33 protein-coding genes and 1 pseudogene are annotated in these 24,910 nt (G+C 42.0%); 31 read left to right on the forward strand and 3 right to left on the reverse strand.

The window, feature by feature from the left end:
* Nucleotides 1–5: 5 nt before the first annotated feature.
* The 13 genes from trpA (at nt 6) to AC4HAJ_RS01705 (ending at nt 9,062) form a co-directional block, all read left to right on the forward strand.
* Nucleotides 6–788, forward strand: coding sequence for a tryptophan synthase subunit alpha (trpA, locus tag AC4HAJ_RS01645; RefSeq protein WP_491078408.1), 783 nt, complete (start codon nt 6–8; stop codon nt 786–788).
* Nucleotides 789–1,017: 229 nt separating this feature from the next.
* The gene (locus tag AC4HAJ_RS01650; RefSeq protein ID WP_491078409.1) at nt 1,018–2,463 is read left to right on the forward strand and encodes a hypothetical protein; all 1,446 of its coding nucleotides are present in this window, start codon (nt 1,018–1,020) and stop codon (nt 2,461–2,463) included.
* A 111-nt stretch (nt 2,464–2,574) separates the two neighbouring features.
* Nucleotides 2,575–3,075, forward strand: coding sequence for a YkgJ family cysteine cluster protein (locus AC4HAJ_RS01655; protein ID WP_491078410.1), 501 nt, complete (start codon nt 2,575–2,577; stop codon nt 3,073–3,075).
* Between the two features lie 145 nt (nt 3,076–3,220).
* Nucleotides 3,221–3,829: a DUF1349 domain-containing protein gene (locus AC4HAJ_RS01660; RefSeq protein WP_491078411.1), complete on the forward strand. Its 609-nt coding sequence runs from the start codon at nt 3,221–3,223 to the stop codon at nt 3,827–3,829.
* 259 nt (nt 3,830–4,088) lie between these two features.
* The gene (locus tag AC4HAJ_RS01665; protein ID WP_491078412.1) at nt 4,089–4,751 is read left to right on the forward strand and encodes an ArsR/SmtB family transcription factor; all 663 of its coding nucleotides are present in this window, start codon (nt 4,089–4,091) and stop codon (nt 4,749–4,751) included.
* Nucleotides 4,752–4,922: 171 nt separating this feature from the next.
* Entirely contained in the window at nt 4,923–5,249 is a 327-nt protein-coding gene (trxA, locus tag AC4HAJ_RS01670) for a thioredoxin (RefSeq protein ID WP_491078413.1), read from the forward strand.
* 9 nt (nt 5,250–5,258) lie between these two features.
* Complete coding sequence (gene trxB / locus AC4HAJ_RS01675) at nt 5,259–6,176, forward strand: thioredoxin-disulfide reductase (RefSeq protein ID WP_491078414.1); 918 nt, start codon at nt 5,259–5,261, stop codon at nt 6,174–6,176.
* On the forward strand, nt 6,173–6,445 hold the full coding sequence (locus AC4HAJ_RS01680; RefSeq protein ID WP_491078415.1) for a hypothetical protein: 273 nt from the start codon (nt 6,173–6,175) through the stop codon (nt 6,443–6,445). Before trxB ends, AC4HAJ_RS01680 begins: the two co-directional genes overlap by 4 nt.
* Before the next feature lies 1 nt (nt 6,446).
* The gene (locus tag AC4HAJ_RS01685; protein WP_491078416.1) at nt 6,447–6,626 is read left to right on the forward strand and encodes a type Z 30S ribosomal protein S14; all 180 of its coding nucleotides are present in this window, start codon (nt 6,447–6,449) and stop codon (nt 6,624–6,626) included.
* Between the two features lie 17 nt (nt 6,627–6,643).
* Nucleotides 6,644–7,294: a DsbA family oxidoreductase gene (locus tag AC4HAJ_RS01690; RefSeq protein ID WP_491078417.1), complete on the forward strand. Its 651-nt coding sequence runs from the start codon at nt 6,644–6,646 to the stop codon at nt 7,292–7,294.
* A gap of 1 nt (nt 7,295) precedes the next feature.
* Complete coding sequence (locus tag AC4HAJ_RS01695) at nt 7,296–7,451, forward strand: hypothetical protein (protein WP_491078418.1); 156 nt, start codon at nt 7,296–7,298, stop codon at nt 7,449–7,451.
* Nucleotides 7,451–8,497: an LLM class flavin-dependent oxidoreductase gene (locus AC4HAJ_RS01700; protein WP_491078419.1), complete on the forward strand. Its 1,047-nt coding sequence runs from the start codon at nt 7,451–7,453 to the stop codon at nt 8,495–8,497. Before AC4HAJ_RS01695 ends, AC4HAJ_RS01700 begins: the two co-directional genes overlap by 1 nt.
* A gap of 1 nt (nt 8,498) precedes the next feature.
* Complete coding sequence (locus AC4HAJ_RS01705; RefSeq protein ID WP_491078420.1) at nt 8,499–9,062, forward strand: TMEM175 family protein; 564 nt, start codon at nt 8,499–8,501, stop codon at nt 9,060–9,062.
* Between the two features lie 189 nt (nt 9,063–9,251).
* Here the strand turns inward: AC4HAJ_RS01705 and AC4HAJ_RS01710 are convergent, their stop codons facing one another.
* Nucleotides 9,252–10,127 carry a LysR family transcriptional regulator gene (locus tag AC4HAJ_RS01710; protein WP_491078421.1) on the reverse strand — a complete coding sequence of 292 codons (876 nt, stop codon included), beginning with the start codon at nt 10,125–10,127 and terminating at the stop codon, nt 9,252–9,254.
* 150 nt (nt 10,128–10,277) lie between these two features.
* On the opposite strand from AC4HAJ_RS01710, the gene AC4HAJ_RS01715 reads away from it, so the two are divergent.
* From AC4HAJ_RS01715 to AC4HAJ_RS01755, 9 genes are all read left to right on the forward strand, one after another.
* Nucleotides 10,278–11,141: an aldo/keto reductase gene (locus AC4HAJ_RS01715; protein WP_491078422.1), complete on the forward strand. Its 864-nt coding sequence runs from the start codon at nt 10,278–10,280 to the stop codon at nt 11,139–11,141.
* A gap of 46 nt (nt 11,142–11,187) precedes the next feature.
* Nucleotides 11,188–11,607 (forward strand): cupin domain-containing protein, encoded by a 420-nt coding sequence (locus tag AC4HAJ_RS01720; RefSeq protein WP_491078423.1) that lies wholly within the window; start codon nt 11,188–11,190, stop codon nt 11,605–11,607.
* A gap of 2 nt (nt 11,608–11,609) precedes the next feature.
* Nucleotides 11,610–11,936: a carboxymuconolactone decarboxylase family protein gene (locus AC4HAJ_RS01725; protein ID WP_491078424.1), complete on the forward strand. Its 327-nt coding sequence runs from the start codon at nt 11,610–11,612 to the stop codon at nt 11,934–11,936.
* A 227-nt stretch (nt 11,937–12,163) separates the two neighbouring features.
* The gene (locus AC4HAJ_RS01730) at nt 12,164–12,517 is read left to right on the forward strand and encodes a cyclophilin-like fold protein (RefSeq protein ID WP_491078425.1); all 354 of its coding nucleotides are present in this window, start codon (nt 12,164–12,166) and stop codon (nt 12,515–12,517) included.
* Complete coding sequence (locus tag AC4HAJ_RS01735) at nt 12,510–13,082, forward strand: DapH/DapD/GlmU-related protein (protein WP_491078426.1); 573 nt, start codon at nt 12,510–12,512, stop codon at nt 13,080–13,082. Before AC4HAJ_RS01730 ends, AC4HAJ_RS01735 begins: the two co-directional genes overlap by 8 nt.
* Nucleotides 13,083–13,325: 243 nt before the next feature.
* Nucleotides 13,326–13,754, forward strand: a complete 429-nt coding sequence (locus AC4HAJ_RS01740; RefSeq protein WP_491078427.1) for an Rrf2 family transcriptional regulator — start codon at nt 13,326–13,328, stop codon at nt 13,752–13,754.
* A gap of 128 nt (nt 13,755–13,882) precedes the next feature.
* Nucleotides 13,883–14,887, forward strand: coding sequence for an NADP-dependent oxidoreductase (locus tag AC4HAJ_RS01745; RefSeq protein WP_491078428.1), 1,005 nt, complete (start codon nt 13,883–13,885; stop codon nt 14,885–14,887).
* Between the two features lie 3 nt (nt 14,888–14,890).
* Nucleotides 14,891–15,736: an alpha/beta fold hydrolase gene (locus AC4HAJ_RS01750; protein WP_491078429.1), complete on the forward strand. Its 846-nt coding sequence runs from the start codon at nt 14,891–14,893 to the stop codon at nt 15,734–15,736.
* 270 nt (nt 15,737–16,006) lie between these two features.
* On the forward strand, nt 16,007–16,495 hold the full coding sequence (locus AC4HAJ_RS01755; RefSeq protein WP_491078430.1) for a QueT transporter family protein: 489 nt from the start codon (nt 16,007–16,009) through the stop codon (nt 16,493–16,495).
* 34 nt (nt 16,496–16,529) lie between these two features.
* Here AC4HAJ_RS01755 and AC4HAJ_RS01760 read toward each other — a convergent pair.
* A pseudogene (locus AC4HAJ_RS01760) lies at nt 16,530–16,652 on the reverse strand (type II toxin-antitoxin system YoeB family toxin); the annotation flags it as partial.
* A gap of 215 nt (nt 16,653–16,867) precedes the next feature.
* Between AC4HAJ_RS01760 and AC4HAJ_RS01765 the strand changes: the two are divergent.
* The 7 genes from AC4HAJ_RS01765 to AC4HAJ_RS01795 all read left to right on the forward strand — a co-directional run bounded on the left by AC4HAJ_RS01765 (nt 16,868) and on the right by AC4HAJ_RS01795 (nt 21,588).
* Nucleotides 16,868–17,536, forward strand: a complete 669-nt coding sequence (locus tag AC4HAJ_RS01765; protein WP_491078431.1) for a Fic family protein — start codon at nt 16,868–16,870, stop codon at nt 17,534–17,536.
* Nucleotides 17,537–17,903: 367 nt separating this feature from the next.
* Nucleotides 17,904–18,629 carry an ABC transporter ATP-binding protein gene (locus AC4HAJ_RS01770; protein ID WP_491078432.1) on the forward strand — a complete coding sequence of 242 codons (726 nt, stop codon included), beginning with the start codon at nt 17,904–17,906 and terminating at the stop codon, nt 18,627–18,629.
* Entirely contained in the window at nt 18,629–19,735 is a 1,107-nt protein-coding gene (locus tag AC4HAJ_RS01775) for an ABC transporter permease (RefSeq protein WP_491078433.1), read from the forward strand. The genes AC4HAJ_RS01770 and AC4HAJ_RS01775 overlap by 1 nt, the downstream gene beginning before the upstream one ends.
* 7 nt (nt 19,736–19,742) lie before the next feature.
* Nucleotides 19,743–20,372, forward strand: coding sequence for a TetR/AcrR family transcriptional regulator (locus AC4HAJ_RS01780; protein WP_491078434.1), 630 nt, complete (start codon nt 19,743–19,745; stop codon nt 20,370–20,372).
* Between the two features lie 23 nt (nt 20,373–20,395).
* A complete protein-coding gene (locus AC4HAJ_RS01785; protein ID WP_491078435.1) occupies nt 20,396–20,977 on the forward strand; it encodes an NAD(P)H-binding protein in 582 nt (193 codons plus the stop codon).
* A gap of 19 nt (nt 20,978–20,996) precedes the next feature.
* Nucleotides 20,997–21,275, forward strand: coding sequence for a TMEM175 family protein (locus tag AC4HAJ_RS01790; protein WP_491078436.1), 279 nt, complete (start codon nt 20,997–20,999; stop codon nt 21,273–21,275).
* 49 nt (nt 21,276–21,324) lie between these two features.
* Entirely contained in the window at nt 21,325–21,588 is a 264-nt protein-coding gene (locus AC4HAJ_RS01795) for a hypothetical protein (protein WP_491078437.1), read from the forward strand.
* A 138-nt stretch (nt 21,589–21,726) separates the two neighbouring features.
* On the opposite strand, the gene AC4HAJ_RS01800 is transcribed toward AC4HAJ_RS01795, so the two are convergent.
* The gene (locus AC4HAJ_RS01800; RefSeq protein WP_491078438.1) at nt 21,727–22,278 is read right to left on the reverse strand and encodes a TetR/AcrR family transcriptional regulator; all 552 of its coding nucleotides are present in this window, start codon (nt 22,276–22,278) and stop codon (nt 21,727–21,729) included.
* 147 nt (nt 22,279–22,425) lie between these two features.
* Between AC4HAJ_RS01800 and AC4HAJ_RS01805 the strand changes: the two genes are divergently transcribed.
* Together AC4HAJ_RS01805 and AC4HAJ_RS01810 are read left to right on the forward strand one after the other, a co-directional pair.
* Nucleotides 22,426–23,757 (forward strand): NtaA/DmoA family FMN-dependent monooxygenase, encoded by a 1,332-nt coding sequence (locus tag AC4HAJ_RS01805; protein ID WP_491078439.1) that lies wholly within the window; start codon nt 22,426–22,428, stop codon nt 23,755–23,757.
* A 117-nt stretch (nt 23,758–23,874) separates the two neighbouring features.
* Nucleotides 23,875–24,855, forward strand: coding sequence for an NAD(P)H-dependent flavin oxidoreductase (locus tag AC4HAJ_RS01810; RefSeq protein ID WP_491078440.1), 981 nt, complete (start codon nt 23,875–23,877; stop codon nt 24,853–24,855).
* The last annotated feature ends 55 nt before the right edge of the window (nt 24,856–24,910 follow it).

Here is a 24,910-nt window from a genome sequence, read left to right on the forward strand (position 1 = left end):
GGTAGATGATCAAGACCTTAACACAGAGTTTAGAAGCGATCAAGGCAGCAAAAAAAGGTATTTTTATCCCCTATATCATGGCTGGTGACCATGAGCGAGGTCTAGATGGTCTTTTAGAAACCGTCAGTTTTTTGGAAGATAACGGAGCTTCAGCTATCGAGATTGGCATTCCATGGTCTGATCCGGTTGCGGATGGTCCTGTTATTGAATCAGCGGGGCAACGCAGCCTGTCTAAGGGAACGACACTGACAGCAGTGTTAGAAATGCTCAAAGGGAAGAAGACTCAAGTTCCTCTAGTTATGATGACTTATTTTAATCCTGTTTACCAATATGGGATTGAGCGTTTTGTCCAAGATTTGGAGGATACCCCTGTCAAGGGTCTCATCATTCCTGATCTTCCTCATGAAAATGAAGACATGGTTAAGCCTTATTTGCAGGGGACAGATGTTGCGCTTATCCCTCTTGTCAGTCTAACAACTGGGGAAGAACGTCAAAAGTTGCTGCTGACAGGTGCTGAGGGCTTTGTTTATGCTGTGGCCATCAATGGGGTTACTGGTAAGACAGGTCTTTATAGAGATGATCTGGATAGTCATCTAAAACGTCTCTGCCAGCTAGCTAATATTCCAGTTCTGGTGGGGTTTGGTGTTTCTAGTACAGACGATATTGACCGTTTTAATGCAGTATCTGATGGCGTTATTGTTGGTAGTAAGATTGTCGATGAGATGAACAAGCGAAAAATGGCTGATATTGCTAAGTTTGTGCAATATGGTAGTCAGCTGGAGAAATGAAACTTTTTAAGTAATATAAGTTTGAAAATACTAAAAGTACTTGCAAAAAATAATATTTCTTATATAATTTTTAAAGGGTAGAGATAGTTATGATTATTTTAAGGAATTGATAATTGAGCTAACTAATTTGATTAGTATGACTAGTTAGCCTATGGATAAAGATAAGTGAGGGGGAGCTGTCGACTTCCTCTCATATCTTAACGAGCAAACTTATAGAAAGAGATAAGGTATGACACAAGAAGAATGGTCAGAGCAGTTTAATGCTCTCAATGGTCGTTATCCAACAGCTGATGAATTACAATTTGGACTGGCACAAGGTTTCTATACGGATAATTCTATGGCAGCTGAGTCTTCAACTTCGAGCCAATCAGCTGACTTTAGTCAAAGCCCGCAACCAGGTGCTGCGGCGATTTCAGCACAGCTCCCAACTGCTGAGCAATGGGTGCAAGAATTTTTCGAGCGCAATGGCCGCCAAGCGACTGAGCAGGAATTTCAAGAAGCCTATCAGCAAGGCTTATTTCAATCAAATAGCCCTAAAAAAACTTTCAATGCGAAACTCTTTTACCAACTGCTTGCTATTGCAGCTTTGGTTGTTTTAGCGATTGCTGCAGCTTATCATGGGATGTCCTATGATAAGGATGATCCAAAGTTTGAAACCCTTTATCGTAATCAATATTGGTTGCTTGCTCAAGGAGGCCTTTTTGCCATCTTCTGGAATGCCTTACAATTTTATAGGCAATATGGCTTGAGTCAAGTTTATGATAGTGCTACTCAGAGCTTTTTGGAATCAGCACGTCGGACGTGGTTAATCAGAACTGGGTTTATTCTTGCCTTGGTTTATTTCTTTATGCACCTTGTTTTAGCCTATGTGGATGTGACAATAGCTCATTCTGGTTACGAGAATTCGATTTATCAGTTCTTTAATGCAGGTTTTGATAATCAATCCTTCATAACCATTGTTATGTCAGTCTTTATCCTCGTTATGATGGCCATGCTCTCTTCACGTTGGGAGCAGGTTCGCTTAACCAAAGCACAGCTTGCTTCTCCTTCTAAATTGTCTTTCCTAAAACGTCTCAATATTTGGTGGTCTCTTGGGATGGCAGGAGCAGTGATCTTTCTCTTTCTTCTTACGGTAAATATCTATAATTATGTAACCTTGAGCGGTGAATGGCAGCCAAAAAATACAGAGCTTTTTGAAGATCTTGATGTTGATGATACTTATCTTCATATTGAGGGTAAGAAAATTCATGGTTACATTGTCGATGATGATTATGATTCTGATGACTATAAAGAAGATAGTGACGATGACTCTGATTCCGATTATGACTCTGACTATGATTCAGATTATGATTATGATTATGATGATGACTACGATTCAGATTATGATTACGATGATGACTATGATTCTGATTACGACTCTGATTCTGATTCCGATTACGATTACGATTCTGATAACTTACCTTATTTTAATTACGACTATATCGACGGCAATATCTCAATATCTGATAAACGTATTCGACAAAAGAGAGATAAAGGCAGTGGGTATGAAGCCTATTACACAGCTAGTAAGGAGAAAATTACTTATCGCAAAGTTGATGGAAAGTTAAAGATTAAAATTGGTGATCAACTTACAGCGACCTATAGCAAAAAACGAGATCTTTTCCATCTCTTCTAGCTTTAGGGTTCAAAAGGCTGGGGAATTCCCTAGTCTTTTTTGCATTAGAGGTGCTTTCTGTAAAGTCTATGTTATAATAACGAGGACACCATTGGTAAGAAGAGGAAAACTATGTCAGAAGATATGATTGATGTGGAACACTATCATCAGTTGGCTTTACAAAAGCAAAAAGAGCATCGCAAATTTTTAGAGCGTTTGCGCAAAAAACCACCAAAACATTTGGATAAATTGACCAAACGTTTACATGAAGAGGTTTTTGAAGAGATTGATTGCACCAAGTGCGCTAACTGTTGTAAGGCCTTGGGACCTGATTTAACAGAGCAAGATATCATACGTATGTCAAAGCTCTTTCGTATGAAATTACAGACTTTTGAGTCTACTTACTTACGTATCGATGAAGATGGCGATAAGGTCTTTCAAGGGATGCCCTGTCCTTTTCTAGGCGGAGATAATCTGTGCAGTGTTTATGATTCTCGTCCCAAGGCCTGCGCTGCCTTTCCTCATACGGATCGAAAGAAATTTTATCAAATTAATCATTTGACACTTAAGAATACTTTGATTTGTCCGGCTGCCTATCTTTTTGTTGAGAAGCTTCGCCAGGAATTGGAGTAGAGCGGTGCTTATCAGACATTCGTGCTTTTATTTAGCAGAACGTCTATGCTTAATCTGATTTTGAATATAGTTATTGGTCGCTATTGGGGTGGTAGATTGTCAGTTGAGGTTGTTTGTCAGGAGCCTTATCATTTGGAGGAAATATATGGAAAATTTTGATATCAGGAAGTTGCAGTGGACTAGAGAGCCCAAGAGCTACACGATTTCTCCGGAGGAAATTACTATTACAACTCAACCTTGTACAGATCTTTGGCAAAAGACCTATTACCATTTTGTTAATGATACAGCCCCGGTACTACAGATGAGGACTGACGAATTGTACTTTTCCTTTACGGTCAAAACGGAGTTTTGGGATAGTCGGCAGCGCTTCGACCAGTGTGGGATTGTTCTTTATCAAGATTCTGAAAATTGGCTCAAGGGTTCTATTGAGTATGAGAATGAGGTCTACGGACATTTAGGGTCTGTTGTCACTAATCATGGTTATTCTGACTGGGCAACGAGGGAAATCTCAACCAAGAATAAGTATATGTGGTATCGGTTGAGTCGACGTGGTAGCGATTATTGTATTGAGAGCTCTTTGGATGGTGTGAGATTTGAGCAAATGCGCATCTGTCACTTACATGCAGGTGATGGTCGTGTCCGTTTTGGTGTCTATGCTTGTTCACCGGAAAATTCTAGTTTTACTGCTAGATTTACCCATTTCCATTTAGGAGAATGTCAATGGAAAGCACATGATGGTCAACAGCCTGATTGAAAATTATAAAAACACTTCTGATCCTAGGTTACTAGATGCTAGCAGAAGTGTTTTTTACTATCTTCTTTATAGGTAGGCTTTTACGTTATGACACATTTGTATTAATTGATAGCCGAGTAATTGTTTTTGTAGGAGTGGTAAGATTGCTTTTATGGAAGAAGTGGGGGAGTGTGTTGGGAGAGCATTTCAGAAGTGAAGATCATTGACAATTTTAGCATGTTATTTTACTATTTAATTGAATAATATAGGAGTCAATAATATGCAGGAAACAATTAATCATTATAAAACTAATCTATACAAGGCTTTATCTCATTTGACCAAAGGACTGGGTAGTGAGAAGCGGATTGAAATTTTAAATATATTATCACAAGGCCCTAAATCGGTAGAGGGGATTGCACAAGCAACTGGCCTTTCGGTTGCCAATACGTCACGCCATCTTCAAGTGCTAAAAGACAGTCATTTAGTAGTGACGCACCGCAATGGAAATTATATTCGTTATAGTTTGGCTTCAGAAAAAGTGGCTCAGCTTATCCTTTTAATGTTTGATGTAGGTGAGGAGCAGCTTGCTGAAGTTCGTGCTATTGAGGAAGATTATGATCAAGCGGCTGGAGTTAGCCAACTAACTTTGGACAAGGCAGTGGAGATGTCTGAGCAGGCAGATGTTGTCTTGGTTGATCTTCGACCAGCTGAGGAGTTTGAAGCTGGGCATCTGCCACGAGCGCTGAATCTACCGATTGATGAGTTTGCTCAGAGAAAAGCGAAGCTGCCAAAAGATAAAAAAATTATCCTCTACTGTCGTGGTCGTCAGTGTGGTTACGCTAATCTGGCTGCCCAAGACTTACAGAACATGGGCTATCAAACTTTTAGCCTTAATCGAAGTTTTGCAGATTGGAAATGGGGCACAGGTTTAGCCATCAAATAAGTCAATGTAAAAAGTAGTTTGCCAAAAGGTCAACTACTTTTTTTAGTACAGTTGAGCAAAACAGTTGACCTTTTATTGGAATATGCTATAATTCAATTATTCAATTAAATGATTGAATATAAAAACGCTATTATTTTTTAAAAACTCTATTCAACAAAATAGTTGAATAGAGTGGAGGAGGCTATTATGACAAAACAACTAACAACTGAAACTTTTGCACAAGAAATCCAAGCTGGTGTCACATTGGTAGATTTTGGTGCGACCTGGTGCCCACCATGTAAGATGATTGAGCCAGTCGTAGAAGAGTTAGCGCAGGAATTTGACGGAAAAGCCAGCGTGACTAAGGTTGACGTCGATCAATCACCTGAGCTAGCCCAATTGTTCAATGTTCGTTCCATCCCTACCCTTATTTTCTTTAAAGATGGAAAGCCGGTCGATGCAACAATCGGTGTTCAATCTAAAAAAGTTCTGGCCGATAAGTTGGCCAGTCAATTATAGGAGAAAGCTATGTACGATGCGATTATTATTGGATCAGGCCCTGCCGGATACACGGCAGGGATTTATCTGAGCCGTTCTGGTTTAAAGAATCGATTAATTTCAGGGTATTCTCAGGGAGGTCAGTTGACAACGACAACTCTAGTTGAAAATTACCCTGGTTTTAAAGAAGGTGTAGATGGTAATGAACTTGTTGAAAGCATGCGCCAACAAGCCGAGCAATTTGGGACTGAAATGACCTTTGGTTTGGTTGAAAATATTGAAGGAGACGTTTCCCCATTTACCATTCATCTGGATAATGGAGAGGCCCTTCAAACCAAAGCGGTCATTATTGCGACAGGTTCCAGTGCTAAGTACCTAGGAATTCCTGGCGAAGAAGAAGTGATTGGAAAGGGTGTCAGTGCTTGTGCGACCTGTGATGCCTTCTTTTATAAAGAACGCGAAATTGTCGTGGTCGGTGGAGGTGATGTTGCCATGGAAGAGGCGATCTTTCTAACCAAGTTTGCTTCCAAGGTGACCCTTGTGCATCGTCGAAAAGAGTTAAGAGCATCAGATATTATGGTTCAGCGGGCAAAAGCCAATGATAAGATTGATTGGATGCTCAACTACACCCCGCTTGAGGTCCAGTCAGACATGCTAGGTATGACTGGACTTGATCTCAAAGATAACGAGACGGGAGAAGTGGTTCACCTTAAGGCAGATGGTTTGTTTGTAGCTATCGGTCATCATCCGAATACCGAGTTTTTACGGGGGAAGCTCGCCTTGGATGATAAGGGCTATATCAAAACAGAACCAGGAAATTCAAAGACAACAGTAGAAGGTATTTATGCAGCAGGTGATGTCCAAGATCCTAAGTATCAACAGGCGGTAACAGCAGCTGCTAGTGGTGCCATTGCTGCTCTAGATGTTTTGGAGTATCTCAACCAATGACTCAAGATAGTATCACATCAACTTTGGAATTAAAAGAACTTGTCTCAGCGACAGCTCGTCTTGCGCTCTTAGTCTCTGCCAATCAGTGCAGTCTCTCTCCCTTAGGGCAAAGAGCCTTGATGAAAGAAGCAAGAGACCGTAATCTCCCTCTTTATCAAGTAGATATATTTCAAGTCCCTAGACTGATTTCCTTATACGGACTAAATCCAAACCAAATCAGTTTACTCATCTTTGAGCAGGGTCAGTTGGTGGCAAAGGAGGTTGCCTAGTATGGCTAGAAAAGCACTCAAGCAAGCTAAGAAAAAGAAATTCGCTGTACAAGAGTACAGCCGTTGCCAATCCTGTGGGAGACCGCATGCTGTCTACCGCAAGTTTCAACTCTGTCGGATTTGCCTACGTAGCAATGCTTATAAAGGAATGATTCCAGGATTGAAAAAAGCATCTTGGTAACAAGAAAGGAATTATCAATGGAAATTAGTTACTGGTCCGATATTGCCTGCCCATTTTGTTATATCGGTGCAGCTCGTATGAAACGGGCGATGAGAGAAGTGGGATTAGATCCCTATGATTTGGAAATGAAGGCCTTTCAATTAGATCCCAATGCGCCTTTAGAAACTGACGAAACCATGCAAAGCCAATTTGCGGCCAGCCACGGGATGACCCAGGAGCAAGCCAAATTGCAATTTGAGCACATGGCTGCTATGGGTGAGGAGGAAGGCTTGCACCTAGATGTTGCTGGTGCTATTCCAACCAATACCTTCTCAGCCCACCGTTTAGTCAAATGGGCGCGCAAACGCTTGTCTAAGGAAGACCACCAAGGCTTGATCATGAAGCTCTACCAGCTCTATTTTGTAGATCATGTCTCAATCGCTGATAAGGAAGTCCTTGTCTCTGCTGCGACAGCAGTCGGTCTGCCAGCTGATGAGGTTTCAACTTTTTTAGATGGAACAGAGTTTTCAAGTGACGTGAAACAAGATATTCTTGAAGCTCACCAATCAGGTGTGCAAGGAGCACCCTTCTTTGTGATTAACCAGAAATATGGTATTTCCGGTGCTCAGCCCTATGACTATATGTTAGCAGCCCTTAAACAAATCCAAGCAGAAGAAGGAGAGGTTTAGAATGAAAGAATTTAAATTAGATCTTTTTGATGCAACTAGCGCCAATGAAAACGGCCTTGGTCTTGTCTGTGGTATCGATGGGTGCGCCATTGACCCAGGATTACTAGAGCCAGTTGACGCTACCGATGACTCTAATCAGGATAAGGTGATGGACTAATGGAACTATCTGTGTTAAATTTAGTCCCTTTACGAACGGGGCAGTCTTACAAGGAAGCAATGGATGATATGGTAACCTTGGCCAAACAAGTGGAATCCTATGGTTACAAACGCTACTGGATAGCTGAGCACCATAACAGCAACATGATTGCGAGTAGCGCTACTCAGTTACTCATCCAAAGAACACTGGACCAGACTAAGGCTATTCGTGTGGGTTCGGGAGGGGTAATGCTACCAAATCATAGTCCCTATTTAGTTGCGGAGCAATACGGTACGCTAGAGACCCTTTACCCTGATCGTGTTGATTTAGGCTTGGGTCGTGCTCCTGGGACCGATATGCAAACAGCAAGAGCCATCCGTCGATCCGATGATTTAAATCCGGATTTTGAGACAGATTTACAAGCCTTAGCTAGTTATTTTAAAGATGAATCACCGGTTCATGCCTATCCAGCAGCAGGCTTGGATATTCCATTTTATATTTTGGGGTCTAGTACAGACTCTGCTTACCTAGCTGCTAAGCTGGGACGTCCGTATGTCTTTGCGGCGCATTTTGCACCAGCCATGATGGAAGAGGCGATTAGGATTTACCGTCAAAATTTCCAGCCATCGGACAAGCTAAAAACTCCCTACGTTATTTTAGCCTTAAATGCCATTGTGGCAGAAACAGATCAAAAAGCCCAGAAATTAGCCACCAGCCAAACTCAGACCTTTCTAAATATTATTACCAATAGCCATCAGGGTCTCCAACCTCCAAAGGAAAGTGATGATGAGGTCTGGCGTAACTATGTCAAAGCTGAAAAAGTTCCTCATTTTGGACCAGTGGCATTTGCTAAGGAAGATCTCATTTACCGTGAAAAGGCGGCTGTTAGACAAATGTCAGCAGTTACCCTCTTAGGCTCTCCCGAGACAGTCTCTCACCAGCTGGCAGATCTACAAACTAGACTAGCATTTGATGAAATCATGGTGAATAGTTTTATTTATGATCAGGATGCCCAAGCAAAATCTTACCGCCTGCTAGCTGAGCTCGTACAAAAAGGTGTCAAGTAACATGGATAAAAAACGAATTGAAGCCTTTTCAGATGCTATTTTAGCCATTATAGTGACCATCATGGCCTTGGAGCTACAGCTGCCAAAAGAACTGACGATTTCAGGGTTTCTTGAAATTCTCCCAATGCTTTTTGTCTATATCGCTAGTTTTTTACAAATTATGACAGTTTGGCTGTATTACCATGAGCTGTTCCAATCACTGGATCAGATGAGTTTTCGGGTCTTTGGTGCTAATAGTATCTGGTTACTGGCTGCTAGCCTAGTCCCTTTGGCAACCCGGGCTGTAGGACAATACAGCGATAGTTTTGCAGCTCTAGTGTTTTATCTGATTGTGTTAGCGTTATGGGATCTGGCTTGGCTCCTTATGACAACCGTTTTACTAAAGACGACCACTAAGCAATTAACGAATAAAGAACAACAGGCTCCCTATCGGTGGGCTAAACTTTATGGACTACAATTGCTCATTATTCTTGTCATTAGTTACCTCTGGCCTACTTTTATCCCATTTGGTCCCTTACTCATGATCGTTAATGTGATTTATGGCTTTTTAAGTAATCGGCAATAACCCTAATGATTTATCTATCAAAATGAGGTTGAGACAAGTTCTCAGCCTTATTTATTTAGTCAATTTATTTGCTAGGCGGAGTGGTTAGATATCTTTATCTTGGGGCATACTCTCATTGTTTATGTTTTAAAATGGTTGAGGCTAGTCAGTGGCTTTAGATTAGGTTGGGAGTAGTAGACTTTTCATTATTTATAAAGAATGTTTTTGCTTGATTTCTTGGATAAATGCTTTCACGGCATGTGACTGTGGCTTATGACGCTTCCAAATCATATTTAAATGAATGGTAGGGAGCTTCCCCACTAGAGGGATAAATGCTAAAGTGCTGTTGGGATTATTAGTATCAATCAATCCAGACCAGGCTATGGCAATGCCGATACCTGTTTCAACCATCAAACTAGCATTGAAGATGAGATTATAGGTGGCAACGATTTTTGCTTTAGGGATCTGATTGGTGAAAAAGTCTTGTGATCCAGACTGATTGGAAACAATCAAGGGATAGGAAGATAAGTCTTTTAGCCTTAGCGTAGACTGTCTGGCTAGCGGATGTGTTTTAGGGAGTAGTACTCCCCAATATTCCTGCGTTGGCAACGATAAACTCTCATATAAAGAGCCATCAATATCTTGAGAAAGGATACCTAAATCTAAGATACCAGCATTGATTTTCTCGATAATGTCATCTGCATTGGCACTATAGAAATCAAAGTGAACATCAGGATAGGTTTCTATGAAAGCCTTGGTAGTCCTTAAGATGGTTTGGATGGAGCGACTTTCTGCAGAGCCTATTGTTATGGTGCCAGAAATAGGACCTTTATCTACTAGGTTGCTGGTTGTTTTGCTGACAAGAGACAATATGTCAAGGGCACGATTGTAGAGATAATGACCATCTTCGGTTAGGGTAACTTCTCGACTGCCACGGTGAAAGAGTTTAGTCCCTAAGTCATCTTCTAAATGTTTGAGTTGACGTGATAGAGTTGGCTGAGTGATGTGACATTTTTTAGCCGCTTTTGAGATTGATTTTTCTTCTGCAATCGTAACAAAATACTGTAAGACACGAATTTCTATCATTTTTCACATTTAACTCCCATTTTTATTTAGTATATCATGGATAGTTGAAATATGCTTTAAAGGCATAGAATGTATATGATATAGGTATTTGTCCTAGAAGCGAAAAAAGCGTATACTGAGCTTGTACAGAGAAGCGAGGAGGAAATAGTCATGGTCATTAATTCCTTAACATTGTCTAGCGGGAATAGCATTCCCACACTTGGGCTAGGAACATGGCTTTTGTCAAATGAAGAGACTGAAAAAGCAGTGCTATCTGCTATTGAAGCTGGCTATCGTCACATTGATACAGCTCAGGCTTACGAAAATGAAAAGGGTGTCGGAAGGGCTATTAAAGCATCTGGTCTTGCGCGTGAGGAGCTATTTATTACAACAAAAATCGCAGCTGAGCATAAAACCTATGAGGCTACACTTAAAAGTTTGAAGCAATCCTTAGCGCAAGCCAATCTAGATTACTTTGATTTAGTGCTGATTCACAGTCCTCAGCCTTGGGTGGAGGTCAATCAATCAGACAACCGCTACTTTTCAGAAAATCGAGACGTTTGGAAGGCTCTGGAAGATGCTTATAAAGATGGTCTAGTCAAGGCTATTGGCGTGTCTAATTTCTTACAAGAAGACCTGCAAAATTTACTAGATCACGCAGAGATCAAGCCAATGGTCAATCAGATTCTTTGCCATATTACCAATACTCCTAGAGACTTGATTGCCTTTTGCCATGCCAATGACATTGTCGTAGAAGCCTATTCTCCAATTGGTCACGGTGCCGTCCTCAAACGCCAAGATATCCAGTCGATTGCGGCGCAATATGGTGTGAGTGTCGCTCAACTGTGCTTGCGCTATGATTTGCAGTTAGGCTTGGTTGTCTTGCCAAAAAGCGCCAATCCTTCCCATATTAAAAATAATGCAGAACTTAATTTTGTCATTTCTGATGAAGACATGGAAATGCTGAAAAACTTGGATCCGATTGAGAATTATGGAGAGGATAGCTTTTTCCCTGTTTTTGGTGGAACATTATAAGTCTGGTTTGTAAAAAAAGAAACGATCAAAAAGGAAGTGAAAGGTTATGATCAAACACGAAGAAGTAAAGACAAATCCTTTGTTTGAGTTTGGAGAAATAAATCCCTATAGTGCTAGTTTTACGGGTCAATCCTATCTGGCAATGTTAGCACAAGCGCCGGATGGTTCTACTAGTGTTGGTAATGTTAGTTTTGAGCCGGGTTGTCGTAACAATTGGCATGTGCATTTGGATGGCTACCAAATTTTATTAGTCACTGGTGGTGAGGGACTCTATCAAGAAGCTGGCAAGCCAGCACGTCATCTTAAAGTTGGTGATGTTGTTGTGACAGATAAAGGAGTGAAACATTGGCACGGTGCCACAAAAGATTCTTGGTTTAGTCATGTAGCAATCACTGCTGGAGCCAGTGAATTTTATGAGCCCGTGACAGATGAAGCGTATGACGCAGCTAATGAACAGGAGAAGTAACAATGGTAAAAAAACAAACAGCAGGACGTGATCAATTAGGCGAGTTTGCGCCTAAGTTTGCTGAGATTAATGACGATGTACTCTTTGGACAAGTCTGGGCGCGTGAGGAAGAACTATCACCTAAGATTCGCTCGATAGTCACCGCCAGTGCCTTGATAACAGCAGGTAACTGGGAACAACTCCAGTATCATCTCAATACAGCTAAGAACAACGGGATCACTAAATCAGAAATTTCAGAGATCATCACCCATATTGCCTTTTATGTTGGATGGCCTAAAGCTTGGTCAGCCTTTGGCCTTGCTAAGGACGTCTGGGAGAATGATGGGTGACTCTAGTGTTTTTTGATGGTAATAACTTGAACAGAGACGTTAACCGTTTGAGAGTTGAACAAGGTATCAGATTAACGTGAAAGCCACAGTATCTTATGCGTTTTTTATTGTCATCGCACAAACGTTAAAGTGAAACTTTTAGCTTAATTCTTAAATCAATGAGCTCATTTTCGTCTAACGAACAGAGACTATCCAGCTAACAAGAACAGGAAAAAGGAGATAATCAGATGTCAATTGCTTTATCGATAGACGAACAGAAAATTCCTGTGACTTGGGAAGAAAATAAGGCGGTATCAGTCTTAAAAGAAAAACTCATCCAACAGGATTTGACTATAGACCTGTCAGCCTATGGTGGTTTTGAACAAGTTGGCGACCTTGGTATGACGCTACCCAGTCAAAATAAGCAGCAAACTGCTCAACCGAGAGACATCATGCTCTATAATGATAGCCAGGTCGTTCTCTTTTATGGCTCAAATAGCTGGTCTTATACCAAGCTTGGTCACATGGAAGAGACTGCTAGCAGTCTATCAGAGAAAGGCGGTGTAAGGATTACCCTTTCCTTGGAGGAAGATAATGATTGATAAACGTTTTGACTCGTATATAAATACTGGAAAATTAGTGCCTGAGAAAGATGGGATACGTCAGCTTATTTCAGCAATTCAGGCTGAAAATCAGTCGTTGGTGCAGGAGTTGAATACCCAAGTTCAAACCATTGCCAGTACCAGACGAATCATAGAACAGTTGACTCAAGATAAGATTGACGATACCGTCACCATCAACATTCCCTTTCAAACTGATTTTGGTCGCCACATTGATTTTGGAAAAAACATCTATATTAATAAAGAGGTTTTGATGGTGGACTTGGGCGGTATTGTTATTGAGGACGGTGTGCTTATTGGACCTCGGGCCAAGCTAATCTCAGTGAATCATCCCTTACCTCCAAAAGCTCGTCACAAGTTAGAACTCAGGTCTGTTACCATCAAGAAAAATGCTTGGATTGGAGCAGATGCTACCATTTTGCCCGGTGTAACTGTTGGTGAAAATGCTGTTATAGCAGCAGGAGCCATTGTTTCAAAGGATGTTCCAGCCAATACTGTAGTTGCTGGGGTTCCGGCTGAAGTCATTAAGTTTATTGACGATTGTTAACAGGGAAGGCAGAATAGTCTTGACTAAAAGATAAAATTCCATTTGAGAAATTAGCTGCCTGCTTTTTTTTGAACATTTGAACTAAATGGTCGACTAAAAATCTCGATGATAGCATTGATGAACGATGGGTGAGCTTAATCCTTGACTTGCAAAAGCATTTACCCTATACTTGTATCACAAACAAGAACAAGTTTGTATTTTATCAGTTTATGATTTGAATGAATTGCTTAGAGAAGGAGTGCTATGGATACGAAATTTTCAGTGGCCATCCATATTTTAGCTATGATCGCTGAAACTAAGGAAAGCTTGTCCTCACAAGCCTTGGCGACAAGCGTTGGGACCAATGCTAGCTATATCCGAAAGGTCATTGCCCTTTTAAAAAACGCCAATTTATTGACCTCGCATCAGGGCAAGGTCGGCTATGAGCTTACCAAGGCTCCCTCAGACATTAGTCTGCTTGAAATCTATTATGCGACCCAAGAAGTGGCGCAAGTCAAGCTTTTTCAGGTTCATCAGCATGCCAATATGGATTGTCCTGTCGGCAAGCATATTGAAGGGGCCATCAGCCCAGTCTTCCAACAAGCAGAAAGACAACTAGCTGAAGAGCTAGCCAGTCAAAGCTTGGCGGATGTCATTGCTAATCTCTACAAACAAGCTAACTTAGCCAAGTAATGAGCTTGGCTAATAATTTAAATCAACTTGTATCTGTACTCAAAACAAGAACAAGAAAGAGTTGACAATTACCTCAATAACTAACAGACCCAGTTCTGCTATTTTCAAAAATTAGAAAGAAGAAAATCATGAAAGCAGCACAATTAAACGCCTACAACAAAAACAACCTCAACCTTGACCTAGTCGATGTCGCAAAGCCAACACCAGTGGAAAACCAAGTCCTTATCAAAGTATTGACTGCCGGTGTAAACCCACTGGATAACATGATTACTCGTGGTGAGGTCAAGATGATTGTCCCTTACAAAACGCCTCTCATCGCTGGTAACGAAGTAGTCGGTATAGTCGAGGAGGTCGGCAGCAATGTGAACCAGTTCAAGAAGGGGGAACGTGTCTTTGGACGCCTGCCGTTAGATAGTATTGGTGCTTTTGCCGAATATGTGGCAGTGGATACTGAAGCCTTGGCTATCGTTCCAGATTATTTGACAGATGAAGAAGCCGCTGGTGTGCCACTGACTGCTCTAACCATTATGCAGGCCTTAGAGCTGATGGATGCCAAAGCCAGGCAGACCCTTTTTATCTCAGGTGGAACCGGTGGTGTCGGTGCTATGGCTATCCCTCTTGCTAAGGCTAAGGGGTTGACGGTCATTACCAATGGATCTGGTAACAATGCTGACCGTGTTCTAGCTCTGGGTGCTGACCGATTTATTGATTATCAAGCAGAAGATTATACACAAACAGTGAGTGAAGTTGACTTGGTTCTTGATACGCTTGGTGGTACAGAGACTGAAAAGCAAATGGGAATTCTTAAAAAGGGTGGTCATCTTGTGTCTCTACGTGCTATGCCCAATGGGGCCTTTGCCAAGCGTATGAACCTTCCCAAATATAAGCAGCTTCTCTTTGCTCAAGCTGGCCGTAAATTCGATAAAATGGCTGATAAATACGAGGTCCATTATGACTTTATCTTCGTTGAAAGCAATGGTAAGCAGCTGCAGGAAGTGGCAGATATCTTTACCGAGCTCCAGATCAAGCCGTCTATAGATAGCGTCTTTGCCTTTTCAGATATCAATAAAGCCTTAGACAAAATCGCTAATGGTCGCTCACGTGGTAAAACAGTCCTCAGCATGAAAGGGTAAAACATGGCTTATTTAACAACTAAAAACCAATATATTGCTGTTAATGGCAACAAAATCGCCTACCGTGAAATCGCAAAAGGTAAGTCAGAACGGCCTTTGGTCATGCTGGTTCACTTAGCAGCAACCATGGACAACTGGGATCCTAAGTTGATTGACCTTTTGACTCAAAGACAACATGTCATTCTGCTTGATTTACCGGGTGTTGGAGCAAGCGAAGGCAAGGTTGCCCCAACTATTCCAGGCATGGCTGAGCAGGTGATTGCTATTGTCAAGGCCATGGGTTATACCAGCATCAACCTACTGGGACTGTCCATGGGCGGTATGGTCGCTCAAGAAGTCGTGCGGCTTGCGCCAACTTTAGTCAACCGCCTCATTCTAGTTGGGACAGGGCACCGAGGCGGCGTCGGTATTGATAAGGTAACGGCAACGACCTTTCGTTACATGGCGCGTGCTGGTTTTCACCGCGTAGATCCTAAACGCTATATTTTTTACGGGCATGATGCTAAGGGCAAAATAGAGGCGGATAAGGTTCTCAGTCGTTTAGACAGTCGCGATCCGGCTTATGCGGACAAGGCTATGGCAGTTTCGTCTTTCCTGCATCAGCTTAAAGCCATCAAACGCTGGGGCAAGTCAGCAGAGGACGACCTGAGCTTTATCAGCCAACCGACCTTGATTGCCAATGGGGATAAGGACATGATGGTGCCGACGGAAAATTCTTACATTATGCACGAAAAAATTCGCAATAGTCAGCTGATCATCTATCCTAATGCCGGCCATGGCTCACTCTTTCAGTATGCTGATCAATTTGCTAAGGATTTAGAGGATTTCTTAGGAGTGTCACATGACTAAAACCATCCTCATCACTGGATCAACAGACGGTATCGGCAAACACTTAGCCACCAAGCTAGCAAATGAAGGGATATGACCGCATAAAATGAAGCTAAACCGGCTAAAATGTTACTATTTAGACGAGGCTATAAACGTACTGACGCTCTAGTTCTCCAGAAACAATTCTTTACCTCAGTTGCTATTCTTGTTACAATAATGGTCCTGTCTCTTGTAAGTTTGTAAGCAATAGCAGTGACAAAATTATTATAGAATAAGATTAGGAAGTGAACCATGAACAAACTATCTACCAAACTCATCGTACAAAATACTATGATCGCAGCCATCTATCTAGTGCTGACCCTCATCAACCCTATCTCAAGTGGGATTTTCCAATTTCGCCTATCAACCCTCTTGATGGCAGTTCCCTTTTTCTTTCCAAAGCTATCTTATGGTCTCGTGATAGGGGTCATGGTCAGTAACTTTTTTACAGGTTTCGGCCTGATTGATGTCTTGGGTGGCTTTGTCATACAAACTCTATCCTTATTCGTCTATAATAAAATCTTCAAATCAGCCTACCTTAAGAGCTTTTTATACGCCTTAACAGCTGGTCTTGTCGTTTCAAGTGTCATTTTTTACGTAACCAAGATTCCATTTGAAAGCAAGGCCTTTGCCATCAGCGTCTTTTCTGTAGGTGTTTCAAACTTCTTGATTGCCGTCATCGGCGTCTTTATCGTCGATAAATACCTCAAAACACCCTTAGAAATATTCCTTGTCAAATAGTTAGATCCCTTGGTTGAAAGTCGTCAATCAAGGGTTATTTGTAGTGATCTCGAATAGATAGAAAATAACTGTTCTCTTGATCCACCGTATAAACTAGTTGGTGTTCATCTGTAATACGCCGAGACCAGGCTCTAGAATACCGATAGTTTAAAGACTCTGAGCTTACTAATTCTCTCCCTACTTTTTAGTCAGATATCTTGTAAACTAGCTCTCACACTCGGTTGCCATAATAACTGAGGGTTTTATTACTTTTAAAATCATGAAAATAAATGATGGTTTCTAGTGAGTGTTGATTGGATAAACTTGGTCGTCAAAGAGTACTGGCTAAGGTATTTCATGGTATAATGAAACAGTAATTTAAGGAGATGACATATGGTTTATAAACAGGACTATTTAGATGATGTCTTAGTCAGAATGGCCTACCATTCCAGCGCTATTGAGGGCAATACCATTTCCCTTCCTGAAACAGTCAGCATCATTTTAGAAAGTACACTTCCGAGTGGTCACAAGAGCATTCGTGAGTTTTATGAGATTGAAAATCATAAGCAGGCTTTTCAGTATGTGTTGGGCTTGTTAAAGGATAAGGAACCTTTTGTGCTGGGGCAAGTACAGGATTTACACTCATTGATTGTCGATCGCTTGCAACATGACCGTGGGTTATTTAAGCAGCAGCAAAATGCCATTGTCGGTGCTGAGTTTAAAACGGCCAGTCCTGAGGAGACGCCGATACTCATGCGCCAGTGGGCCGATAATCTAGCCTACCGACTCAATTTGGCGATTGGCGATGCTGAAGTCCTAGAGGTGCTTGCTGACACTCATATCCAATTTGAGCGGATTCATCCATTTTCTGATGGGAATGGACGTACAGGACGAATGGTTGTTTTGTACTTAGCCATGAAACTCCTCGGTGCACCAGTCATCATTAGTAAAGAAAATCGTGCAGAGTATATGCAACTTTTGGCAAATCAAGATGTAGCTGAGCTCACAGCACTTTTAGCGAGTTCACTAGCCTATGAACGTGAGCGCATGACGCAGTTTTAATGGGATACCAAAAAGAGGTCGAAACAAAATTATAAGTCCTACTTATTTAGCCAATTTCACAGCCTAAGCACAGTGGTTGGGAGTAAGACTTGTTCTCAATACAGGTGTTCTTTGATTAAACTTAACCCCACTAAAAGATTTTCCTCAGCTTTTGAGTCCTATACTCAAAGGCTTTTTTATTTTTTCTAAAAATCTCTTGACAAGTGAGTGATCACTCACTATAATAGCAAATGTCAAAGTGAGTATTCACTCACTTAAAGCTCGAGTGCTGGCGACAGGTGATTTAAAGGTCTGGGATCACTAGTGACTCTGATTCTAAAAGTCGCTGAGGCTAGGGCGAGCGATTCATTGAAAGAAGGTTAGGCAAATGGAAAAACTAATTGATTTAAAAGTACTGAAAAAATCATTTGGTCCCCAAATCGTTTTAAATGATGTGACCCTTTCGGTAGGTAAGGGCGAAATTATTGGTCTCATTGGACCTTCGGGAGCTGGAAAGTCAACCATGATTAAAACCATGCTAGGGATGGAAAAGGCAGACAGTGGTCAAGCCTTGATTCTTAATAAGGAGATGCCTGATCGCCACATTTTGAGTGAAATTGGTTATATGGCGCAATCAGATGCGCTTTATGAGAGCTTGACAGGGTTTGAAAATCTTGAATTTTATGGCCAGATGAAAGGCATCAAAAAAAATGACTTGCTGTCCCAGCTCAATCATTTAGCACGAGTGGTTGATCTAGAAGAGCACCTTGATAAGTACGTGAGTGGTTATTCTGGAGGGATGAAGCGTCGCCTTTCCTTGGCGATTGCCCTACTTGGTCATCCTGATTTGCTGATTTTGGATGAGCCGACAGTTGGGATTGATCCTGCTCTGAGACGTCAGATCTGGGCTGAGCTCGACCGGATTCGTCAGGAAGGTCGCTCCATCTTTATCACGACCCATGTCATGGATGAGGCAGAGTTGACCGACAAGGTGGCCCTTCTCCTACATGGGGACATCATTGCCTTTGATACGCCAGCTGCCCTCAAAGAAATTTATGGGGTTGCGACCATTGAAGATGTCTTTTTGAAAGCAGAAGATGAGGAGGAAAACTGATGCGGACACTTGCCATTACCAAAAAAGTTATCAAAGAGTTATTGCGGGACAAACGCACTCTAGCCATGATGTTTGTGGCTCCAATTTTTATCATGTGGTTGATGAATATCATGTTTTCGGCCAATAGCACGACTTCTGTAAGCCTGGGTACAGTTGATGTTTCTGATGCAGTGGTTAAAACCTTGGACAAGGTAGATCATGTTGACGTGGAAGGCTACACGAGTAAGGCAGCAGCGCAGAAGGCTCTAAGTGGCCAAGAGATCGATGGGATCATTGAGCAAACGGATGCCCATACCTATGAGGTGACCTATGCCAACACTGATGCTAGTAAAACCACCATTACCAAACAAGCCTTTAAAGCTGCGCTTAGTTCGTCAGCTGTAAATCAATTAAAAACAGCAGTGACCACAATGGCTAAGGCCAATCCTAAATTGGCCCAATCATTGCCTAAAGACAGCGCTAAAGTATCGATTAAAGAAAGCTATCACTATGGGAATGAAGACACTGGATTCTTTTCTAAAATGCTCCCTATCCTCATGAGCTTCATCGTTTTCTTCTTTGTCTTCTTGATTTCAGGAATGGCCTTGCTCAAAGAGCGCACCACTGGTACGCTTGACCGCCTCTTGGCAACGCCAGTTCGTCGTAGTGAAATTGTCTTTGGCTATATGTTGTCTTATGGCCTACTAGCGACGGTTCAAACTTTGGTCATCGTTTTTTCTACCATCTGGTTGATGGATGTTGAAGTCGTCGGCAATATTGTTAGTGTCGTTTTGGTGAATTTTGTTATGGCACTTGTGGCTTTGGCCTTTGGTATTCTCATGTCTACGCTAGCCAAGTCTGAGTTCCAAATGATGCAGTTCATTCCCTTGGTTATTATGCCACAGTTATTCTTCTCAGGAATCATCCCTCTAGATTCTATGGCCAACTGGGTTCAGTATATTGGAAAAGTTTTGCCCCTATCCTATGCTGGTGATGCGTTGACCAGAGTTATTTTGTACGGACAAGGTCTTGGAGATATTGCCTATGACATCTTGATCTTGCTGGTTTTCTTAGCAATCTTGACGCTTGCAAATATCGTTGGCCTAAAACGTTATCGTAAGGTATAATAAGGATATGTTAGACCAAAAATTTCAATCTTATCGGGAACAATTAGAAAACCTGCCCATGCCTTCTGGCAAACGTAAGGTTATGTTAGCAGCCATTGCCTTGTTTTCAAAACAAGGCTTTCATGCTACCTCGACAGCTCAGATTGCATCAGAGGCGCAGGTCAGCCAAGCTACGATTTTTAAGTATTTTAAGACTAAGGATGAGTTATTATTGGGCGTTTGTGAGCCCTTGGTCGATCTGGTTGGTAGGCCCTTTCTAGATGGCTTAAGAGCCTGTCCAGATACGATAAGCTTAGTTCACTTTTTTGTTCAGGATCGCTTTGCTTTTGTGGCAGCCAATAGTGACCTCCTTAAAATTATTTTTCAGGAGTTACAGACTGATAGTCCCATTAGAGAGCAATTGTTCCAGAATATTCAACCTTTACTACCGGAATTGCTAACAATTGTGACCAGAACCCTAAGAAAAGATGGGTTTGGTCATTCAGAATTGCCTCAAATTACGCTGTTAAGAACGATGCTAGCTCCACTTTTTACCTATATCGTTCAATGCTTTTTCTTGAACTGCCCTTCGAATCAAGAAGCAGATGAGCTACAGCTCATTGAATCACAGATCCTTGCTTCGATTAAGACTCTGTAAGCATCAATTTAAGGAGGAACATTATGACAAAAGTAACGATTATTGGTGCCACAGGGTCGCTCGGTCGAGCAGTGACAAAAATATTATTAGAAGGAACAGAAAGTGAACTGACCTTATTTTCACGCTCAGCCAACCGTCTGCCAGATCATCCACGTGTGACAAAAATTGCAGCAAGTATTTTTGATAAAGAATCACTAGAACAAGCAGTAGCTGGTAGTGACTTGGTTTTTGTAGCTATATCAGGTGATTTACCTGCTATGGTCAAGGCTGTCATAGATGCCATGGAGGTTAGCGCTGTCAGCCGTATCATCTTTGTCTCGTCTTATGGGATCTATGGAGAGTTGCCTGGTCAAAATGGTCGTGTGGACAGTATTTTGAGGTCTTACCGCAAAGCAGCAGATATTCTAGAGCAAACAGACCTAGACTACACCATTTTGCGACCAGGGTGGTTTGACAATTCAAGCGATCATTCCTATCAGCTCATTCCCAAAGGTGAGATTATCTATGGCAATAGTATTTCACGAGCTGCGATTGCAGACTTTGTGACAGAAGTGGCCTTGGATAGGAGCAAATATGCTAAAGAAAATTTGGGCATGGTCAGATAATAGAAAGGGGATTTAAGCAATGTCAAAAGAAAGGTGTTCAGCATTTTTTGATGCTGTCCTAGCCATTATTATGACGATTCTAATCTTGGAATTAGATGTCCCTAAGACCTTAACGATTCAGGGATTGTGGGAGATTGCGCCTAGCATTTTTAGCTATGTTTTATCCTTCTTTTGGCTGGGAACCATGTGGATAGGCATTCATAATTTGTGGCACAAAGCAACTAAAATTAGTCACTTAACAGTGTGGACCCAACTGCTCTTGTTGTTTTTTTGTGTCATTTTTTCCCTACACCACTAAGATTGTTGCCGCTAATTTTACCAATCATTTTGCCCAAGTCATGTATGGCATGATTACCATTTGGGTTTCAATTTGTGTGAATTGGTCAAATTATACACTGGTTCAAGCAGACCCAAATAATAATGAACTAAAAGTAGAAGTGAAATCGAGTGTTCGATTATTAGGAATTGATTTAGTAGTAAAACTTATTGGTCTGCTGGTGACAATCACCCTGTACCCACCAGCAATGATGTACAGTGTCTTAATAGCAGGTTTTCTGATTGTGTTGCCGCACAGGGTAGCCAATGATGTCTCTCAGCTGTCGAAAAATTAAAGTGACCATTATGGCTTGATAAAAGTCTGAGCTAAGCGACATCAGCTATGTGAGATTGAAAAGGCAACTAAATGAATGAAGATAGCCTAAAGGCCCCGTTCATGATGAACGAGGCCTTTAGACATGAGAGGAAATCGATTAGACTAGTCTGATGTCTCCAACAATGGTATAGAGTTTATCCTGCGCCTCTTCAAGGCTCAGATCGGTCTCAAGGAGCCAGTAGTTGACAAAGGCTGCGATGGCACCAGAGAAGATATGAATGGCGGCTGGTTCAATCTCCAAGCCACGCTCTTTGCTACCGTTTAGATTAGTCGTGACAATCATTTGTTGAAAGGCAGCAGAAAAACTTGCTGGCTGACTGGTTAGAAGCTGATGGATGATGAAGCGATTTTTTTCGACAGCTAGCAGAATGTTGTCCGGAAACAGTCGATTTTCTGCAGGAGTGATATGGTTAAGATCCTTGGCTACTGGACGGCAGGCTTCTTCCATTGAAATTAAAATTTCTTGAAGTAGGCTGTTGTAGAGATGTTCCTTGGTTTCATAGTGTTGGTAAAAAGCATTTCTTGATATCTGAGCTAGCTGACAAATTTCTTTGACGGAGATTTTAGCGATTTCTTTGGTTTGCAGTAAGTTCAATAAAGCCTCTTGAAGGTTTTTTTCAGTTTTTTCAAAGCGTAGGTCTTTTTTCAAGATGACAGTCCTTTCAATACTGTCATTTAAGTGACAGATAGCAAATAACTGTTTGTTGCTTCATTTAAATGACAAGTGTAATATAGATAGTATACTAAAAGGGAAGGATCTCTTCAATGCTTATGTAAGAGAAGATAGGAGATTAAGATGACAGAAACTAAGGAACAGATGTTACTGGGGCTCGCTATGTTTGGTGCAGCAGGCTTAAATTTTAAATCTTGGATGGATCCAGAGGTTCATATGACCGACTATCCAGATATTTCGGTAGATGTCAAAGCGGCGCAGCTAGCTGAAAAAGGGAAATTCCAGTTTATGTTCTTTGGTGATTTTCCTGGGACCAAAGCGGTGACAGATGCAGATATGCAGACTATGGGGATGGATCCTTTGCTGATCGCCACTGTCATTGCCAGTCAGACCAAGCATATTGGTCTAGGGATTACCAGGGCGACCTCTTGGAACAATCCTTATGAAGTCGCTAGACAATTCAAGACACTAGACGCTATCAGTAAGGGTCGTGCGGCTTGGAATGCTGTGACTGGTGCTAACGGAGTGAGTGCTAATGCTTACGGAGTGAACCTGCCATCTAGCTTTGACCGCTACGGAAAAGCCAGTGAATTTGTCGAGGCAGTTCAAAGATTATGGGCCACATGGGGCGAAGATGCGCTGAAATTGGATTCTGACAAGCAAGCGTTTGCGGACTATGATAAGGTCAAGTCTATCTCTTTTGAGGGGGATTATGTGTCGACCTCTGGAACCTTACCAATCCCCCCATCAAAACAGGGGCAACCACCGATTTTTCACTCAGGCGGCTCCAGCAATAGTGTGGCCTTTGCTGGCAAAGAGGCAGATGTCTATGTTGGGGAGGTCTGGACGATTGAGCAGGGGAAAGCTATGCGCCAAGCCCTTAGTCAAGCTGCTGTCGCAAATGGTAGAAAGTCTGATGCCATTGCTTTTATCGCAGGAGTTATGCCCCTGATCGGTGATAGTAAAAAAGATGCTCTGGAGCGTCATGCCAGATGGATCGATGAGGAGACCTTCTACCAACGAGTCGCTCATATCGGCTATGCCCTGGGCGTTAACTTTACTATGGCTGATATTGAAAAGCCTATCAATCCTGAAATTCTAGATAGCGTGGCTATTACGCCCTACAGTGACCCACGGACTGAAAATATCATCCGGGTGGCGCGTGAGGGCTGGACTCTTCGTGAAGTGGTTTACCACTCAGTCATCGACTACCACCCTGCAGCAGTAGGGACAGCGGAAGACATTGCTGACCACATGACCGAGTGGTTTGAAAGCGGCGCTGCCGATGGCTTCTGGGTTATGCCTGATGTCTATGAAACAGATCTTAAGCGCTTTGTCGATGAAGTTGTCCCAATTTTGCAAGAACGAGGTATTTTCCATACCGATTATGAAGGAGATACTCTCCGTGAAAATCTAGGGCTCCCTTATCAATATGGTGTGCGAAAGGAAGACTAGGTGACAGTCTTGATTAATTTGTCACTTAAGTGACAAAAGAGGCCTAAATGTTCCTTGACCTACTAAAATGACAGCGGTACCATAGAGGTGAATTTAGGATAGAATCGAGGTCAGCTTATGACAAATCGTGTAACAGAAATCTTAGGCATTGAAAAGCCAATCATTCAGGGACCCTTGGCTTGGTTAACTGATGGGAAATATGCAGGTGCAGTCAGCGCAGCTGGTGGTCTGGGTGTCCTTGGTATCAGTGCTGGTCAAAAAGTTGCGGCGACAACAGTAGAAGAAACGATTGAAAATATGCGCCGTGAGATCCATATTGCACGTGGCATTACGGATAAATCGCTGGGAATCAATATTTCCCCTGGATATGAGCTGACTGATATTTTTACAGAACCGATGCTTGATCTTATGGCTGAAGAAGGCGTAGAAGTCGCTATCTGGGGTGGAGAGTTTTCTGCTACTTGGGCAAAGAAAATTAAAGACAAAGGCATCAAAATTGTCTTTCGTGCCGAAAATCCAACGGTTGAAAATACGGAAGAGGCCATCCAAGGCGGTGCTGATATCATTGTGGCGACTGGTTTTGATGAAGGCGGGACAGTTCCAGGTAAGGCCATAGGAACCTTCTCAATCGTCCCTATGATTGTTGATGCAGCTAAAGGGCGTGTGCCAGTCATGGCAGCAGGTGGTATTGCCGATAGCCGAACTGCACGGGCCGCTTTTGCCCTTGGTGCAGAAGGACTGTTTGTCGGGACCGCCTTTATGATGTCAGAAGAGTCTATCTTAGCGCAAAATATCAAAGAAATGGCTTTGAAAGCTGATGCCTCAGACCTCTTGCTCTACCGTACAGTGCCCGCCTATTATCGTTCATTACCGGGAGATATTCCAAATCAACTCTTGAAAATGAGTAAAGCCGGTGCGACAGAAGAAGAAATTTTCCAAGTGCAACGGGGATACGATGGCATGCGTGATGGCATGCTCTTTGGCGATCTGACCAAGGGTTTTGCCTCCTTTGGACTTGGTATCTCAATGATCGATAAAATCGAACCTGTTTCTGTTATTATGGATAAGCTCATGAGCGGGATTGCAGATTTGGTATAATTTATGGAGAAATATTAGTGTCTATTGATTTTCCAAATAGCACAAGTTTTGTATA

It is taken from the genome of Streptococcus sp. ALY_211 (assembly GCF_058314555.1).